13 protein-coding genes are annotated in these 18484 nt (G+C 45.2%); 12 read left to right on the top strand and 1 reads right to left on the bottom strand.

The features are described 5' to 3' along the window. Window positions 1-108 precede the first annotated feature (108 nt). The 5 genes from QZ938_RS04325 to QZ938_RS04305 all read left to right on the top strand — a co-directional run bounded on the left by QZ938_RS04325 (window position 109) and on the right by QZ938_RS04305 (window position 8108). Entirely contained in the window at window positions 109-5262 is a 5154-nt protein-coding gene (locus QZ938_RS04325) for a PAS domain S-box protein (RefSeq protein WP_293349605.1), read from the top strand. Between the two features lie 423 nt (window positions 5263-5685). Further along, window positions 5686-6072 (top strand): response regulator, encoded by a 387-nt coding sequence (locus QZ938_RS04320; protein ID WP_293349602.1) that lies wholly within the window; start codon window positions 5686-5688, stop codon window positions 6070-6072. Between the two features lie 109 nt (window positions 6073-6181). Further along, on the top strand, window positions 6182-6625 hold the full coding sequence (locus QZ938_RS04315) for an Hsp20/alpha crystallin family protein (RefSeq protein WP_293349599.1): 444 nt from the start codon (window positions 6182-6184) through the stop codon (window positions 6623-6625). A gap of 82 nt (window positions 6626-6707) precedes the next feature. Continuing rightward, window positions 6708-7097 (top strand): response regulator, encoded by a 390-nt coding sequence (locus tag QZ938_RS04310; protein ID WP_293146896.1) that lies wholly within the window; start codon window positions 6708-6710, stop codon window positions 7095-7097. Window positions 7098-7853: 756 nt separating this feature from the next. Then, window positions 7854-8108, top strand: a complete 255-nt coding sequence (locus QZ938_RS04305) for a hypothetical protein (protein WP_293146900.1) — start codon at window positions 7854-7856, stop codon at window positions 8106-8108. Between the two features lie 65 nt (window positions 8109-8173). Here the strand turns inward: QZ938_RS04305 and QZ938_RS04300 are convergent, their stop codons facing one another. Further along, complete coding sequence (locus tag QZ938_RS04300) at window positions 8174-10426, bottom strand: iron uptake porin (RefSeq protein ID WP_363318786.1); 2253 nt, start codon at window positions 10424-10426, stop codon at window positions 8174-8176. 231 nt (window positions 10427-10657) lie between these two features. Here QZ938_RS04300 and QZ938_RS04295 point away from each other — a divergent pair, with 231 nt between their 5' ends. From QZ938_RS04295 to QZ938_RS04265, 7 genes are all read left to right on the top strand, one after another. Beyond that, the gene (locus tag QZ938_RS04295; RefSeq protein ID WP_293146902.1) at window positions 10658-11821 is read left to right on the top strand and encodes a glycosyltransferase; all 1164 of its coding nucleotides are present in this window, start codon (window positions 10658-10660) and stop codon (window positions 11819-11821) included. 471 nt (window positions 11822-12292) lie between these two features. After that, window positions 12293-13024, top strand: a complete 732-nt coding sequence (locus QZ938_RS04290; protein WP_293146904.1) for a sugar transferase — start codon at window positions 12293-12295, stop codon at window positions 13022-13024. 226 nt (window positions 13025-13250) lie between these two features. Further along, window positions 13251-14282 carry a GDP-mannose 4,6-dehydratase gene (gene gmd / locus QZ938_RS04285; protein ID WP_293349596.1) on the top strand — a complete coding sequence of 344 codons (1032 nt, stop codon included), beginning with the start codon at window positions 13251-13253 and terminating at the stop codon, window positions 14280-14282. Window positions 14283-14821: 539 nt separating this feature from the next. Next, a complete protein-coding gene (locus tag QZ938_RS04280; RefSeq protein ID WP_293146908.1) occupies window positions 14822-15766 on the top strand; it encodes a GDP-L-fucose synthase in 945 nt (314 codons plus the stop codon). Window positions 15767-16127: 361 nt separating this feature from the next. Next, window positions 16128-16622, top strand: coding sequence for a DUF4365 domain-containing protein (locus QZ938_RS04275; RefSeq protein WP_293146910.1), 495 nt, complete (start codon window positions 16128-16130; stop codon window positions 16620-16622). Next, entirely contained in the window at window positions 16619-17164 is a 546-nt protein-coding gene (locus QZ938_RS04270; RefSeq protein WP_293349593.1) for a hypothetical protein, read from the top strand. The genes QZ938_RS04275 and QZ938_RS04270 overlap by 4 nt, the downstream gene beginning before the upstream one ends. A 73-nt stretch (window positions 17165-17237) precedes the next feature. Further along, window positions 17238-18062, top strand: coding sequence for a peptidoglycan-binding protein (locus QZ938_RS04265; protein WP_293349590.1), 825 nt, complete (start codon window positions 17238-17240; stop codon window positions 18060-18062). Window positions 18063-18484: the final 422 nt, after the last annotated feature.

Raw genomic sequence — 18484 nt, 5'->3', positions numbered from 1 at the left:
GACCGAGACGATACACACTTTATTTCGATATTGGTTTGAATTTTCAATTTTACCAAAATTATCATAATCTGATTTTATTTATCACCACTTTCAAAAACATTAAATAGTATGGAAGACATCGACAAAACTAAAGACGAACTGATTGCTGAATTAGAGTTGTTGCGCTCAGAAGTGGCGGCTCTCCAGCAGGCTGGACGATCGCAATCCGCAACTGGGCTACCGCAGATAGCATCGGGAGTGGCAACCTTAACCCTCCCGGACTCTCTGGGTTTAGCCACCCGCCCTGAAGCAACCGGCCAATACACCATTCTGTTCGTAGACGACTCAGAAGTCGATCGCGCTACCTACCGCCGATTTTTGTTGCAAGATAGCGATCGCACCTACAATATTGTGGAATTTAATAACGGTGAAGATGCGCTGCAATGGTGCCAGCACCAGATCCCAGATATTTTGCTACTAGATTACTATTTACCCGATATAGATGGGTTAGAGTTGTTGGAGGAACTGCTGCAACAGAGTGGGCGAAATACCCTTCCCGCGATCGTGCTTACAGGGCAGGGAAATCTCCAAATTGCCGTTGATTTACTCAAAAGCGGCGCTCAGGATTATTTAGAAAAAAGCCAGATTACCCCAGAAGTTTTGCAGCGTTCCATTAGCTATGTCCTGCGACACAGCCAACTAATGAGAGAGCGGGAATGGCAGCGACAGCAACAGCAAATCCTGGCTAAAACAGCACTTGCTATCCGCGATTCCCTGAAATTAGAAGATATTCTCAACACCACGGTAACAGAAATTAGAAATATTCTGCTCTGCGATCGCGTCATTATCTTTCAATTAGCCCCAGACTGGAGCGGCAGGGTTGTGGTAGAGTCAGTTGGTTCAGAAGCGACACCAATCCTATCCACTCAGATACACGATCCTTGCCTTAGTGAAAGCTATTTTGAACCCTTCAGACAAGGCTTAGTCACTGCTAAATCAGATATTTATAAGGCACAAATTGCAGCCTGTCACCTAGAATTGCTGACAAATCTCCAAGTCAGGGCAAACTTAGTCGTGCCGATTCTCCAAGGTGAAAATCTTTGGGGTTTGCTAATTGCTCATCACTGCGTCGCGCCGCGAGAATGGCAAGCTTCAGAAATAGAATTGCTGCGACAGTTGTCTGCACAAGCTAGTATTGCCATCCAACAAGCTGATTTATTGGAACAGCTACAAACCGAACTTAGAGATCGCAAACAAGCAGAACTAACATTACAGGAGACTCAGGAAAAACTGCAATTGTTCATCAAATATGCTCCCGCCAGTATTGTGATGTTCGATCGCTCCCTGTGTTACCTAGCCGCCAGCCAGCGATGGGTTGATGAATTTCAGATGGATGACCTAGGATCGATAATTGGGCGATCGCACTACGAGCTTTTTCCGAATATTCCAGACGAGTGGAAGCAATTCCACCAGCGCGGTTTAGCAGGTTTCATTGAAAAATGCGATGAAGATCGGTTTGTGCACTCAGATGGCTCGCAGCAATGGTTGCGGTGGGAAATTCACCCTTGGTATCGCAGCAATGGCGATGTTGGTGGCATCATTCTCTTCACTGAAGATATTACCGATCGCAAACAAGCACAAATTGCCCTCCAACAAATCAATACCGAACTCGAAAAACGGGTAGCATCAAGAACAACTGAACTCACCGAAGTCAACGATCGCCTGCTAGTTACCTTACTCGAAAAAGACCACGCCTATCAACTGCTCAAAGAACAAGCACAACTGCTCGATCTCGCCCACGACAGTATTATCACCTGGGATTTAAACTCAGTCATCAGCTTTTGGAATCAGGGAGCCGAGTTGATGTATGGCTGGACAAAAGCCGAGGTCTTCGGACAAGAGTTGCACAGTTTGTTCAAAACCCAATTTCCCCAGCCCTTGGCAGAAATTAAAGCAGAACTGTTTGAAACAGGTTACTGGGAAGGAGAACTAATTCATTGCACTAGGGACAAGCACCAAATTACTGTATCTAGCCGTTGGGTCGTCCAAAAAGATGATGCAGGTAGACCAATTAAAATCCTAGAAATCAATCATGATGTTACCCCAAAAAAACAAGCAGAATTAGTCTTACAGCAATATATCCATGAAATAGAAGACCTCTACAATCAAGCTCCATGCGGCTATCACTCCCTAGACGCAGTAGGAACTATAGTTCGGATTAACGATACGGAACTGAAATGGTTGGGCTATGACCGCGATGAAATCGTGAATAAAAAGAATTTTTTAGATTTACTTAAGCAAGATAGCAAAAAGATTTTTTACGATAACTTTCCCTTATTCAAAAAACAGGGATGGATCGATAATTTGGAGTTTGAGATCTTGAATAAAGACGGCTCGACGCGCTGGATCAGCCTAAATGCCAGCGCCATCAAAGATGATGCAGGTAACTTTTTAATGAGTCGCTCCAGTATGTTTGACATTAGCGATCGCAAACAGATCGAAATCGAGCGAAAACAAGCCGAATTAGCTCTAAGAGAAAGCGAAGAAAGCCGCCGACTAGCACTAGATTTAACTAATACTGGCTTTTGGGATATGGACACAGCCACCAAAAGCCAAATCTGGAATGATAATCTCTTTAAATTACTGGGTTTTACTAATGATAGGGAAGCAACCTATCAGCTTTGGCGCGAGCGCGTACATCCAGAAGATTTGAGTTGGGTCGAACAAAAGTTTTTAGAATCGTTGGAAAACCGTACTTATTATGAAGCCGAATATCGAGTGGTGCATCCCGATGGCTCTGTTCATTGGATACTGGGGCGCGGCAAAGGCATCTATGATGAATTGGGGAAACCCGTGCGATCTCTAGGCGTGCTCCTCGATATTAGCGATCGCAAACGTGCTGAAGAAGCCCTCCGAAAATACGAGCGCATTGTATCCAATACCAAAGATGGGATTGCGTTGATAAATCGCAACTATATTTATCAGATAGCTAATCAAGGTTATTTGACTTGGTGCAACAAATCCGCAAGCGAAGTTGTGGGAAATTTCGTTAAGAATATCCTGGGTGCGGACTTGTTCGATAACTTCATTCAACCTTTGTTAGATCGATGTTTAGCGGGAGAAACAATTCAGTATGAAAGATGGTTTGACTCTCCCAATTTAGTCCCGCAATTTTTGAGCGTTACCTACACGCCTTTCTGCGATGCAGGCGAAAAAAATTCCGGCGTTATCATCAGTCTGCGCGATCTAACTCAACTCAAACAGGTACAACAAACGCTAGAGCTTCAGGCTGTGATTACCCGCAATATGGCGGAAGGTATTTGCTTGGTGAGAACCGATAATGCAGCCATTGTTTATGCTAATCCTAAATTTGAGCAGATGTTTGGCTATGACTGCGAGGAACTCAACGGTAAGCACGTTTCGATTCTCAACTATGCCCGCGAATCGCTAAGTCCTGAAGATGTATATCAAGCCATTAGATCTGCTGTTTTACACGGCGGTGAATTTAGCTATGAAGTCGAAAATGTCAAGAAAGATGGTACTTTGCTTTGGTGCAGTGCAACTTGCTCTGTATTCAAGCATCCCGAATACGGGGATGTTTTGGTTGCAGTGCAACAAGATATCACTGAAAGCAAACAAGCCCAAGCAGCATTACTACAGAAATCTCGCCAGGAAAATTTGCTCTGGACTATTACTCAAGCGATTCGCCAATCTTTAGACCTCAATGACATTCTGAATACTGCCGTCACAGAAGTCAAGCAAACATTACAAGTCGATCGCGCTGCGATTTATCGTTTCACTCCCGATTGGAGTGGAGATTTTGTGGTGGAGTCAGTCGATCCGCAGTGGGTAAAACTGGTGGAATGCAATATTCAAAAAGCTTGTGAAGATGTCTACCTGCAAGAAACCAAAGGAGGTCGCTTCCGCAATCACGAAACCTTTGCGATCGCCGATATTGACGAAGCTGGACTTCATCCCTGTCACATCCAACTCTTGCAACAATTTCAAGCCAAGGCATATTTGGCAGTTCCCATATTTTCGGGAGAATTGCTCTGGGGATTGTTAATCATCTACCAAAATACTGCACCTCGCAATTGGCAATCTTGGGAAATTGAATTGCTCGAACAGATTAGCAGCCAATTGGCGATCGCCATTCAGCAATCCCAACTCTACACCCAACTCGAACTCGAATTGCAAGAACGCCAACAAGCCACCGCCGTAATCCGAGAAGCCGAACGTCGCTGGCGATCGCTTTTGGAGAATGTGCAGTTGATTGTTGTCGGACTCGATGCGTCGGGAAATATCAATTACGTAAATCCATTTTTTGTCGGTCTCACGGGGTATACTAACGAAGAAGTTTTAGGCAATAACTGGTTTGAAAACTTCTTGCCTAGCTCTAGTCAACAATCAACTGAAGCCGACTTCTTGGAACTCTTGACTCACAATGCTCATCCCTATTATCGAAATGTCATCTTGACCAAATCCGGCGAAGAACGATTCATTGCTTGGAACAATACAATGCTACAAGATTCAGATGGAACCATCATCGGCAGTATCAACATTGGCGAAGATATCACCGAACGAAACAAAGTCGAACAAATTAAGGATGAATTCATCGGCATTGTCAGCCATGAATTGCGGACTCCTTTGACAGCAATTCAAATGTCCTTGGGACTATTAAAAACAGGAATTTACGATAAAAAACCAGAAAAGTCCCGGCGCATGATCGAAATTGCCCTAATTGATACCAATCGTTTGGTAAACCTGGTTAATGATATTTTAGATTTGGAACGGCTGGAGTCCGGGCGAGCATTTTTGGATAAAACCGTTTGCAAAGCCGCAGATTTGATGCAGCAAGTAGTAGATGCCCTCCAGGCGATCGCCACTCAAAACCAGATTTCATTAATTATTACCCCCACCGATGCAGAAGTCTGGGCCGCAGCAGATGCCATCCTCCAAACCTTGACAAATTTACTTAGTAATGCTCTTAAATTCTCGGATGTCGGTTCCGCCATTTACCTGAGTGCCCAAAAGCAAACAGACTGCGTGCTCTTCCAAGTTCGCGATCGCGGGCGGGGCATTCCAGCCGATAAATTAGAACTCGTTTTTGGGCGATTTCAGCAAGTCGATGCCTCAGATTCTCGCGAAAAAGGAGGAACCGGGTTAGGATTGCCCATCTGTCGCAGTATTATTGAGCAGCACGGTGGAAAAATCTGGGTTGAAAGTATCTTCGGTGAAGGCAGCACGTTTTTCTTTACACTACCCTTACCTGCGATCGAATAACTGTCACCAAAAAGGTACGTTGTTGCGCTTGGGCGCTCTTCGATCCAGATCCCTCAATCGCAGCCAGATACCAAAAAGGTACGTTGTTGCGCTTCAGCGCTCTTTCATCTAGATCCCTCCAGCGCAGCCAGATACCAAAAAGGTACGTTGTTGCGCTTGGGCGCTCTTCGATCCAGATCCCTCAATCGCAGCCAGATACCAAAAAGGTACGTTGTTGCGCTTGGGCGCTCTTCGATCCAGATCCCTCAATCGCAGCCAGATACCAAAAAGGTATGTATAGCCTTTCTCAAAAATATGAGGTATGACAGACAGCTTACAAAACCACTAAACCCAGAGGGCTAAAGCCCAACAACGTACCTAAACCATTTAGTGCCAGTTGCGATCGCAACTTTCTAAAATCCAACATCTAAAATCTAAAATTTCATGAGTGACAGATTAATTCTAGTAGTTGACGATCAAGAACACCTCCGAGAATTGGTGCAAGCGTGTTTAGAAGATCTCGGCGGATGGGAAACGCTGGTAGCCGGATCGGGAGAAGAGTGTTTACAAATAGTCCAAACACAACAACCATCAGCCATTTTGCTCGATGTATCTATGCCGGGAATGGATGGGATTGCTGTCTACGAGCGCCTTCAATCCGATCCCAAAACGCGATCGATTCCGGTGATTCTGCTGACAGCAAAAGTCCTGCCGAGCGATCGGGCAAAATTTGCCGAAATGGGCGTCACAGGGGTAATTGCCAAACCAATCCAACCCACCAGCCTCACGGTAGAAGTCGCAGAGATTTTGGGGTGGGATGAAGAATTTTAAGATTATTTGTCAAGTTTTGTAACGATAGCAGAATCTTTACCAATTCCTTACCGTTACTATCTACTCTCCTACTATCGAACCAAAAACAGGTGGTATAGGAGAAAAGTGAATGAATGGTTTTCAGACATCGAAGGAGCTGAACCCGTATCTGGATGGCCTATTTTCCAGTTTGCTCAATCGTACTCAGCAATCAACACTTTGGATTGGCAATACAGAAGAAACGCCGATCGCATCCATTACGGTTCACGACATGGAAACAACACTGATACTGAAAGTTGACATTTCTGACATTCATCTGGTCAACCTGAAGTTCCAAATCACTCCAGAAACTCTGCTAATTCAAGGTCAACCCACCGCAGCGAGTCAAGTTGAAGGTTATTTTCGTCCTAGTGGATTTGAAAGTCTCATCCCCTTGCCGCACGCCGTACAACCTGAAACCTGTTCCACCCAGATCCAGCCCGACGGTGTGGAAATTCTGTTTGCTAAGCAGTTGAGAGTTCCGCAATCCAAACTTTCGATTGAACTCCCAACTGCCAATTTGGTCGATCGCTAAAAAAGTGAACACAACACTCAATTAGCAACCCAACACTTTATATTTGAATCCTAATTCAATGAAGGCCTTGGAAGTGGTTGCTATGACCACCAAAACAATTTTACTGATTTACAAAGAACCAAATATGCAGGAAGTAGTAAAAGCTTGTTTAACCGATTTAGGAGGTTGGAACGTGCGAGTTGCCAATTCAACCCTAGAAGGCTTGCGACAAGCAATACTCTACCAGCCCGATAGCATAATTTTGGATATTTCCACCGGCGCCATGGATGAATTCCTATTTCTCAAAGAACTAAGAACACTACCCACCACCCAAGGAATTCCGGTTGTGCTGTTAACTCTCAAAGCGAAATGGGTCGATCTACAAAAGACCTTGTTCCCACAAGATAAAATAGCAGCAGTGATTGTAAATCCCCTCGATCCAGCTATGCTGTCCGTTCAGATTGCTCAGGTATTAGGCTGGGACTTACACTAAAATCTCACATCCCTCAGCCTTAGGATCGCGAATTAAATAATTTACACATATTTGTGGGACGGGCCAGAAGAACAATAAAAATTGTAAGTTATTTAATTCTCATTCCTTAGTAGCCGTAGGGTGCGTCGCCAGTAAAAATCTCTCGCCTAAAAATCAACAATTTCATAGCGACGCACCTCTGCTGTGCGGGAGCCGAGTCAAAACAACCCGGACATTCACTTCGCCCAACAATTATGTTTTAACAAGACTTGACAGAAATGGTATAATGACGCGCTTTAAAAGCAGAATCTAAATTGCGGATAATTCTCAAACCCCAGAGGTGACATTACCAGAAATAATTGGTTGAAAGCCCGCCCGCCGGAGCGGGAGAAATTAAAATCAGACTATTCATTACTCCAATCCTCGGACTTAAGGGTAGAGGTCGCTCTCCCATGGTCAACTGTCAACTGTCAACTGTCAACTGTCAACTGTCAACTGTTGAAGCTCTGCCGATGTGGGAGACAATACCATTTGAGATTTGAGAATAGGGAATGACTTACTGCATAAGAGTTTGAAGCTTCCCTCAACCTGCATTTTTTTTTAACAAGTCTGACTATTGTTGCGAAATATTTAAAATCAACTCAATTCCTTAACAACCTTATATTTTTCACCAAATCTTTACTTTTCACTTTTACAGTGATGTCGTTGGTACTTCAAGCCAGCTTACAGCACTTTCGCACAACAGTGAAATAAATCTGAGTTAAAAAAGAGGTTTTTATGATAGACAACGCAGGCAGCTCAAATCAAATCCTCGGTCAAGTTAACCAGAATACAGACTGTCCCTGCTGCTCCAATCCGATGCTTCGTCACTTTCGCCAGCATCAGGTGTACTGGTTTTGTCGCGAGTGTTGGCAAGAAATGCCCGTCTACAATCTTAACCAATATTGTTTATTGCCATCTATAGCAACTCTCAATAAAGCACGGGTGCCACAGAATCTGAGTTTTTCAACCAGTTTGAAATTGGCGGCTTGAGATTTGAGATTAAAACTGCCAATCCCAAATCCCAAATCCCAAATTCCAAATTCCAAATGCTGAGCCTAGAAAGTAAACGTAGTTCTCACCACCCCAATCACCAGATCAGAATTATTCTTATTGTGGTCAGGAGCAGTCAGCCAAATCAGACCAGGAGTGATCGAAATATTGTCACTCAACTTAAACTGATAGAACCCTTCAATGTGAAGGGAAGTATCCTTATCTTCCGGCAAAGTCCGATTAGTAGAACTTGTTACTCGCGGCTCCATACCTACCAGAAAGCCCGCCACATTTCCCTCTTTCAACAAATCGGGAAAAGCCACAGTAACAGCCCAGTTCCAGATTTTTTGGTCTCCGCGCTGCACAGAACCGGTAGGAGTAGCCAAGTTAGATAAAATGCGCTGGTTAGTGTAACCAGCCCAACCGCCAATTGCCAATCCAGGCCGCACTCTCCACGAAGCCTGTGCGCCGTAGGAATTGCTAGAAACTGGCAGATTGCTGTCGCTGTCGATGCCGAAGGAACCGAGACGTACCGGGAAATTAGAAGCGTTGCTGCCCGTACCGGTGACGAAGTTGTAGGAATTGACGTAAGTTAAACCTAGAGCCATAGTGCTTGTCGGTTTGAAAGTCAACTGAGCCAAAGCGCCGTAAGAACCGTTGAACAAACCGTTACCCTGCGTCGGGCTTGCAGCGTTGCCGGCCAAATATCCCAAACTCAGCTCAAGTTTTTCTCCCAATTGCTGCCGCACAGCGATACCAGTACCCGCAGTCAAATAGTAAATCGGGTTGCGAGTGCCGAAGTTAGAAAGAGCACCGCTGCCGCCATCTCCGTCAAAGTAAGGATTGACAGTGTTAGTAAAATCGTCAGCGGCACCGGCATTGGCTTCGAGAATTACAGTAGTGCTTTTGCCGAGGGGAAATTGATAAAACAGCGCATCTAAACCGACTGTATTGCTAGCTGTTCCAAAAGGCCCAGCATTAAACCGCAATTCCCCTTCAGCAGTTTTAGTATTATTAGTAGAAAACGCACCTAGATTCAAAACTTGCAGTCGAGTTCTGAGCAAATCTTTGCCGGTAAAACTCGTGTCGAAATTGAGACGAACCCTGCTACCAAAAGCCGTGCTTCTATCAGCGTCGCGGCCGTCAGCATCCTCTCCCCTGGCGATACCTGTCAATGCAAATATGACTTCGCCGTTGAGTTTAGTCGTAGTCGAAAACTGATTGGCTTCTAATTCGGAGGTGCGCGCTTCCAAAGCATCGACGCGGCCGCGCAAAGTTGCCAATTCCGCTGCAAACTCTTCTTGCAGTTTTTGCACAGCAGCCAAATCTTCTTTGGTTGCGAGATTTCTGCCACCGCTTTTAATCAGTTCGTTCACCTTATCCAAACAGGCATTTAAACCCGCTGCAAACTCGTAGCGAGTCATCGCCCGGTTGCCGCGATAGGTGCCGTCAGGATAGCCGGCAATGCACCCGTAGCGCTCTACTAGGGATTGCAAAGCTTGGAATGCCCAATCGGTGGGCCGAACGTCGGAAAGTTGCGAAACGGAGGTTACTTGGCCAACTGCATCTTCGCTGGTGCCTTCTGCGCTGTATTGGTTGATTTGTTCTAAAACATTTGACTGCGCTTGAGGTTGCGGAATGGGAGGAGTTGATTGGGAAATCTGCTGGGGTTGTGGGGCTGCTTTTTCGGCGCTTAAATTAGTCGGCGTGGCGGGTAGCCTTTCGCTGGAGTTGGCGGGCGCGACTGCGGGTATTTGCTCCGCGACAGGTGGTTCGGTACTTAGGTTGGCGGGCGCGACTGCGGGTTTGGTTTCGCTTAAGTCTGCTGCTGCAACTGCGTTGTTTTCCGCTGATGCGGCTGGTTCGGCAACTGGGGCTACTTTCGCTGCAATACTTTTTTTATCAATAGTGTCAACAGTTAAGTTGGTAGCTAGTGACGTTTGTTCGGCCGTCACTGCTGCTATTTCAGGCTGTGCTGCCTCGGTTGCAGCACCTGCTAATTCCAATTGATTGGCTTGAGCTGCGGCAATTTCTACAGGTTGCTCTGCTGCTAGGGCAGTTGAAGAGACTAATAAACTTGCTGCTAGTACAGCGGGACTTGCTAAAAGTCCTTTCCACAAAAATTTGGACATTTTTTCCTCACACCACGTTAGTTCGATCGCCCGTTCCACACATTTGGGCGATCGCAAATCCCTTACAGTATTCCGCCTAATAGTATTTTTTGTCAACAATCGGCGGGAAATTGTCGCAAAGTTGGGTTTTGCTATCCCCGATTTGACAAAAACTGGTTGCTGCCAAAAATTATTGGTTTGAAGCACCAACAAAAATTCCTACAAACACGCGACGCTCGTGAGTGTGGAGTCGAAAATTTAAGACTTATATTCAAAATCCCAGATTAATCCATCGAGTAAATCTAAGATCTAAAATCTAAAATCCAGTTGCCTGCGTAGAAACACGGTTGATGGCTTGAGGGTGCGTAAGCGATCCCTCGGTAAGACTAATATTGACAGAACTGGCGCTCACAAATCGTTCGATCGACTACATAACAAGTGAAAAAACTCAAATACGCCCTAGTTCATGAATGGTTGACGCCCTTAGCTACCGGCGGTTCAGAACTCGTAGTTGCCGAAATCCTCAAATACATAGACGCTGATATCTATGCCCTCATTGACTTTGAATCGACGAATCCCGAAAGCTATCTGTTCGGGCGACAGATTGGCACGACATTTTTGCAGCATTTCCCTAAGGCCCGCAGCGGCGTGCAAAAATATTTGCCATTCCTGCCGATCGCGATCGAACAAATCGATCTGCGAGAATACGACATCATCCTCTCATCCTCCCACGCCGTCGCCAAAGGCATCCTCAGCAGTCCAGGGCAAATGCACGTCTGCTACTGCCACACGCCCATGCGCTACGCCTGGGACTTAACTTTTGACTATTTACGCAGCAGCAAAGCCGGACGGGGCATCCCGGGCTTGCTGACGCGATATTTGTTGCACCGACTGCGGCAGTGGGATGTACTTTCAGCCAACCGCGTCGATTATTTCATCGCCAACTCCCAACACACCGCGCGCCGAATTTGGCGGTGCTACCGACGGCGCGCCGAGGTGATTTATCCGCCGGTAAATATCGAGAGATTTTCCTTGATGCGGCAAAAACAAGACTTTTACGTGACAGTGTGCCGATTGGTAAGCTACAAAAACGTAAGTGCGATCGTCCAAGCATTCAATCAACTCGGGCATACTCTCATTGTCATCGGCACCGGGCCAGAATTAGACATGATTCGGCAAATCGCCAAACCCAACGTGCAACTACTCGGCTGGCAGCCCGCCTCCGTAGTGGAAAAGTACATGGCCCAAGCAAAAGCCTTTGTGTATGCAGCTTGCGAAGATTTTGGCATCGCTTTAGTAGAAGCTCAAGCTTGCGGGACACCAGTAATTGCCTATGCAGCAGGCGGCGCTTTGGAGACAGTGCTCGACATTCGCCAACACCCAGAGACTGGGACAGGTTTATTTTTCCCCTCCCAAACCGCAGCAGCAATAGTCGAAGCTGTCGAAGAATTTGAGCAGTTGCAAGGCAAATTTGAGCCAGAAATGGCACGCTGGCGCGCCTCCCAGTTTGCCCCAGAAGTCTTTGAGCAGCGCTATCTAGCTTTTGTGGAACACTCCTATCAGGAATTTCAATCAGTCAACTTTACCAAGTCTGGGAGGTGAGAGAGGGGTTCAACAGTTGACAGTTGACAGTTGACAGTTGACAGTTGGGGGAGAGGGGGGAGAGGGGGAGAGGGGGAGAGGGGGAGAGGGCAACACATTCATTGTTCAAAATGGCTTCAGAAGCGCTCAAAGTCTGTCTGTATAAGTGCTTTATCGGTTCTATCACCTTCGTTTTTACTGATTCCGAAGCCTGATTCCGAAGGTCTTCAGAATCCCTGAAAACCTCTCCGCATAATTGCTTTGTCCATTATTCCGACTTCCAGATTCGTGATTCCGAAGGTCTTCAGAATCCCTGAAAGCCTCTCTGCATAAGTGCTTTGTCGGTTCTTCCGGCTTCCTTCTGCCTGATTTTTTCTTGCTACTTGCTTCTTCCGAAGACAGAAAATTGAGTATTGGAAACATAATTCAGAGAACAAAGCGTCTTGAGGCTTTATGATCGTGACTGTGTGTGGTGTGAAGTGAAGGAGTAAGATGACTGCCGACAGCCAACTAATCTCCGGCAAGGTAATTCGAGCGATCGCAAGACGCGGTTTTGCGCCTGTCCTGCAAGGAGATAGACTTATCAGTCGTTCTCTAGAGAGACTCGACGGAGAATTTTTCAAGCGGTTATTTGACATTCTCTTTTCCTTATCGGTTCTAATCCTGTTTGCTCCGGTTTACCTGCTTTTGGCTCTCTCAATCGCCTTAAGCTCGTCCGGGCCTATCTTTTACGTACAGGAACGAGTAGGCAAAAACCGTAAAATGTTTTATTGCCTTAAATTTAGAACGATGGTGGAAAATGCGGACGACATATTGCTGGAAATCATGGAAAAATCTCCGCATTTGCGTCAAGAGTTTGAGGACAATTTCAAACTTAAACAAGACCCTCGAATTACCTGGATTGGAAGATTTTTACGAATGACCAGTTTAGACGAGTTCCCCCAGTTTTGGAATGTATTAAAAGGAGATATGAGCGTCGTCGGGCCGAGACCTTTAGTTGAAGAAGAACTGCCGAGATACGGCCGTCACATCAACAAAATTCTCACCATCAGACCTGGAATTACAGGCCTGTGGCAAGTATCCGGTCGCAACGACATTCCATATCCCCGGCGAGTCCAAATCGACCTCTATTACGCCAATGACAAAAACCTTTGGATGGATATGTGGATTGTTTTCAAAACAATTGGAGTTGTGATTTTCCCCAAAAATAACGGCGCATATTAATTTTTGTCGGCAGTCAGCCATCGGTAGTTAGTTTTGTTTGTTACTGACCACTGATGCTGACTACTGACAGCAAGCGGCAAACTCTTTACTCAAACAAAACACTTCCTTGATGCCGATCGAAGAATTGTGAGTTAAGGTAGAGCTTGAGCATACGACGGGCAGGCAACAACAGCCTCTACCCTAAAAGTCCCAAGTGAATTAACACAGCCTGTCAAAGGAAAATCAGATGACGCAACGCAAGCGAGCGCTAATAACAGGTATTACAGGTCAAGACGGCTCCTACTTGAGCGAATTACTGTTAGAAAAAGGATACGAAGTTCACGGCATTATCCGGCGCAGTTCTAGTTTCAATACCGATCGCATTGACCATATCTATGTCGATCCTCACAGCGAGGATGCAAAGTTGTTTCTGCACTACGGCGACTTGACCGACGGCACTACTCTCCGCCGAATATTGGAACAAGTTCAGCCTCTAGAAGTTTATAACTTAGGCGCTCAATCCCACGTTAGAGTCAGTTTTGACTCGCCGGAATACACGGTTGATGCCGTAGGGATGGGGGTATTGCGACTACTAGAAGCAATTCGGGACTACCAGAATCGCACAGGCATAGAAGTGCGGTTTTATCAAGCAGGTTCTTCTGAAATGTTTGGCTTAGTGCAGGAAGTTCCGCAGAAGGAAACAACTCCCTTTTATCCCAGAAGTCCCTACGCTTGTGCCAAAGTTTACGGTCACTGGCAAACAATAAATTATCGCGAATCCTACGGACTTTTTGCTTGTAACGGCATCTTGTTCAATCACGAGTCTCCGCGCCGTGGCGAAACTTTTGTAACTCGCAAAATTACTCGGGCTGTTGCCAGAATTGTCACAGGCCAGCAGAAAAAACTTTATTTGGGCAACCTCGATTCCAAGCGGGACTGGGGCTTTGCTAAAGACTACGTGCGGGCAATGTGGCTGATGCTGCAACAAGACAAGCCTGACGATTACGTAATTGCTACCAACGAAACCCATTCCATTAAAGAATTTCTAGATTTGGCCTTTACTTACGTCAATTTAGATTGGCAAAAATATGTGGAGTTTGACGAACGTTACTTGCGTCCGGCAGAAGTCGAACTCTTGATTGGTGATTCGACTAAGGCGCGCCAGCAATTAAATTGGGAACCTTCTGTAACTTTTGAGCAGTTAGTGCATTTAATGGTAGATGCTGACATGAAATCGCTCAAAAAGCAAGAACGAGGTTCTGGCAATGGATTTGATTGATCCACAAAACTAAACCGTCAGTCGATTTTAGATTTTAGATTTTAGATTTTAGATTTTAGATTTTGGACTTACTCCACAGATGAATCTGAAAGTTGGAACTCTTAGTCTAAAATTTTTGACACTCCCCGAATCCTGTCACGTGCTTGTATCCGTTTCCAGGTGTGGTGACTGCTAACAATTTGTATGGGTAGTGTCCCGTCTGTTACCCGATTCGCGTACCGGGCATTACCCATACAAACAGTTTACAAGTGATGAGAGGATTGTTGTAGCTATTAGTGCGGGCATTCCAACAACCAGCTTAACTGCTGGCCAAATTTTCGCCTGTGCGGGCCAGCAAAAACATTAAAATCATCGTTGAGGACTCGCAAGCCCATAAATCTCACTTTCGGGTACAAACTGAGCAATTTTTCCCTATCTGGGACAGCTAAAACTGACTTGCTAGCAAGCGCCTGCTGTAGCGGAAAGCTTTTTTGCTAAAGTAACAATTTTAGAATGGAAATTGTCGATCGACCTTTATTGAAAATCCCGAGGATAAAATTATGACAAGCTTGGATTTAAGCAACAAACGCATTCTAGTCACGGGCGGCGCCGGTTTCCTCGGCCGTCAGGTAATCGACCAATTAGTCAAAGCAGGGGCCGATGCTGATAAAATTTCAGTTAGTCGATCGCGCGACTGCGACTTGCGCGTCATGGAAAACTGCAAGCGCGCCGCCGACCAACAAGACATCATCATCCACTTAGCAGCCCACGTCGGTGGCATCGGTTTAAACTTAATCAAACCCGCAGAACTATTTTACGACAATTTGATGATGGGCGCGCAACTAATCCATGCAGCCTACGAAGCAGGAGTCGAAAAATTCGTCTGCGTCGGCACAATTTGCGCCTATCCCAACTTAACCCCAGTTCCCTTCAAAGAAGACGACATCTGGAACGGCTATCCCGAAGTAACCAACGCACCCTACGGAATAGCAAAGAAAGCCTTATTAGTGCAACTACAATCCTACCGCCAGCAGTACGGATTCAACGGTATCTATTTGCTACCAGTTAATTTGTACGGCCCAGAAGATAACTTCGATCCGAAAAGTTCCCATGTAATTCCCGCATTAATTCGCAAAGTCCACGAAGCCCAAGAAAGAGGAGACAAAACATTACCAGTTTGGGGAGACGGCAGCCCCAGTCGCGAGTTTTTGTATTCCACAGATGCCGCGCGCGGGATTGTGATGGCCGCTCAATCTTACAACGAATCTGACCCAGTTAATTTGGGAACCAATAGCGAAGTTAAAATTCGCAATTTAGTAGAAACGATTTGCGAATTGATGGGATATGAGGGAGAAATTGTTTGGGAAACAGACAAACCGAACGGTCAGCCGCGCCGCTGTTTGGACACCCAAAGGGCTAAGGAAAGGTTTGGTTTTGTAGCCGAAGTCGAGTTTAAGGAAGGCTTAAAAAATACGATTGATTGGTATCGAAAACACGCAGTTTGAGTGTAAAAAAATCCGGTTTCTTGAAGAAACCGGATTTTTTTTAGAAAATTTCTTTATAATACTCGGCGGTTGAAACCGCTACTACACAAACAAAGTCCGCCTTCGCGGACTAAGAATAAGAAATTAGGCTCGCATTGCGAATTAAATAATTTACACATATTTGTGGGATGGGCCAAAAAAGCCGGTCTAGAAAGGACGGGTTCTTTGGGCCCATCCCACAAGAACAATAAAAATTGTAAGTTATTTAATTCTCATTCCTTATACCAATCGATCGCCTATCGAATAGAACTCTCCTACAATAATTACTTGTGGAACACCTTTATTGTAAAATATATTATTTTCGCAAGATGTTTATTTTAGAATGGAACTGAACCAGCAGAAAGAACTTTTCAGCAAAGCTTATGTACGTGCCGTTGCAGCCGTAGCAGGTTTCTCTGTCAGTCAGCCAGAGGTAGATGACGACAGCATTGATTTAAAAATCGTGGCAAGAGGCGGTGAGGGAGTAGTTTTTTCCCCTGAGCTTAACTTACAATTGAAATGTACCTCAAGGGATTTACTGGACGGGCAGTTCATCCGATATCCGGTAAGGATAAAAAACTACAGGGATTTGATAATCAATTCCCAGGTTCCGCGCCTGTTAGTGGTAGTTTTAGTGCCGGAAAATCTAGAAAACTGGTTGCAGCAGTCTGAAGACGAAATGTGCATGAGGTATTGCGCCTACTGGGTGTCGCTGCGGGGACAGCCAGAAAGACTCAATACAGCGAATGTAACAGTTGAGTTATCCCGCTCTAATCAGTTCACTGTACAGGCTCTCAAGTCTATTATGCAGCGTCTCAGTCAAGGAGATTTACCGTGAAAGTAACTGTAAAAGATAAGGAAATTTTCCAAACTATAGATCCAAATGTGCTAGGGGAACACTTAGAGGCAAATGGTTGGCAAAAAGTTGCTTTAGTATATGAAAATACTTGGATTTGGCACAAAAAGAATGATGCTGGTCAGGTTTTTGAAATCAAGCAGCCTGTGAGACAAGAATTTGATGCTCCTCAGCTTATTGCTGAAGCTTTCAAGACGCTAGAAGTGGTAGAAAATCGCTCTCAGCTAGATATTCTTAGCGATTTAATCACGATTTTACCTAATGTTGCAATATCGGGATGGATTAATAAAGTACACGAGGAAGAATCGGCAACCTGCAAAATTATATTAATGGGATTTGTGGTGGGGAAACTGAGAAAAATTAATCTGGAATTGAGCGACTCAGATTATCAGTTGGCCCTCAAAGCTTATGAAGCCCGATCGCCTGTCACCTGTTTTGGTGATTTAATTAAAGAAAATGACGGTTTCGTGTTAAACAATCCCCGCGATTTTGCCCTGCTGACTGAGGCAGAATTAATCTCATAGTTTGGGAAATCCTGGTTGTGGTACAATATCAAGCAAAAATTATTGTGCCGATCGCATTACAGGAAAACAGGTTGTGCAAACTCTAAAATTAGGTGCATCGGGTTCCGATGTTGTGAAACTTCAAAAACGCTTGCTGGAGTTAGGGTTGAATCCGGGGAGTGCAGACGGCAAGTTTGGGCCGAAAACAGAAGCCTCTCTCAAACAGTTTCAAACCAATCAAAAATTTTTGGCAAACGGCATAGCGGGCCCGGAAACGCTAGCTGCTTTGTTCCCTGGGGAACCTTTGGGGTCGTCACTTTTATCATACAGGGCGATCGAGCTAATCTTAGAATTCGAGGTCGGCGGCGGGCGGAAATATTACGAAAAGCTGTTGCAGCGTCCAACTTGGCCGGAAGGAGCATCGGGAATTACGATCGGCATCGGCTACGATCTAGGTTACAACACAGTAGAAGTTTTCAACCAAGATTGGCAGAAATTAGGGGATGTTGAGCGCAAGCGTTTGAGTGACTGCTGCGAGTTAACAGGAGAAGCTGCGAACAACCTTTTAGATAGTGTTCGAGACATTATTGTTGCTTGGGAATTAGCATGGGATGTTTTTAATATTGTCACAGTACCGAAATTTTACAATCAGACAAAAGCAGCCTTTCCAGGTTTAGAAGAATTGCCGGTAGATGTTCAGGGAGGATTGGTAAGTTTGGTGTTCAATCGCGGCCCGAGTATGGAGGGAAACCGCCGCCGGGAAATGCGTGCAATCCGCGATTTAGTGCCGAAAAAAGATATCCAGGGAATTGCTGCACAAATCCGGGAAATGAAACGGATTTGGGTGGGTACGAGCATTGAAAAAGGTATCGGGAGACGGCGGGATGCGGAAGCTGATTTAATTCAGGAAAGTGCTTAATTACCAATGAATAATGACTAATTGGGAACATCTCATTTTTGTAAAAAGTATTTTTTATTTGAGTGCTGTCCGCGCTATAAATGCAAAACTGAGATGCTCCCAACTCATTTAACAACTTTTGCAGGATGACAAATATCTATCTTGAAGAAATTTGGTGCGTCGTCAGGAGTTGAATATTGAAAAAAAGAAGGACTGAAGTCCTTACTACGAACCAATCTGTTTGAGCGTCAGGAGTTGAATATTGAAAAAAAGAAGGACTGAAGTCCTTACTACGAACCAATCTGTTTGAGCGTCAGGAGTTGAATATTGAAAAAAAGAAGGACTGAAGTCCTTACTACGAACCAATCTGTTTGAGCGTCAGGAGTTGAATATTGAAAAAAAGAAGGACTGAAGTCCTTACTACGAACCTTGTAAGTCTAATA

The sequence above is a fragment of the Microcoleus sp. CAWBG27 genome (genome assembly GCF_020883145.1).
Taxonomy (GTDB): domain Bacteria; phylum Cyanobacteriota; class Cyanobacteriia; order Cyanobacteriales; family Microcoleaceae; genus Microcoleus.
This window is presented reverse-complemented; position numbering and strand designations above follow the sequence as displayed.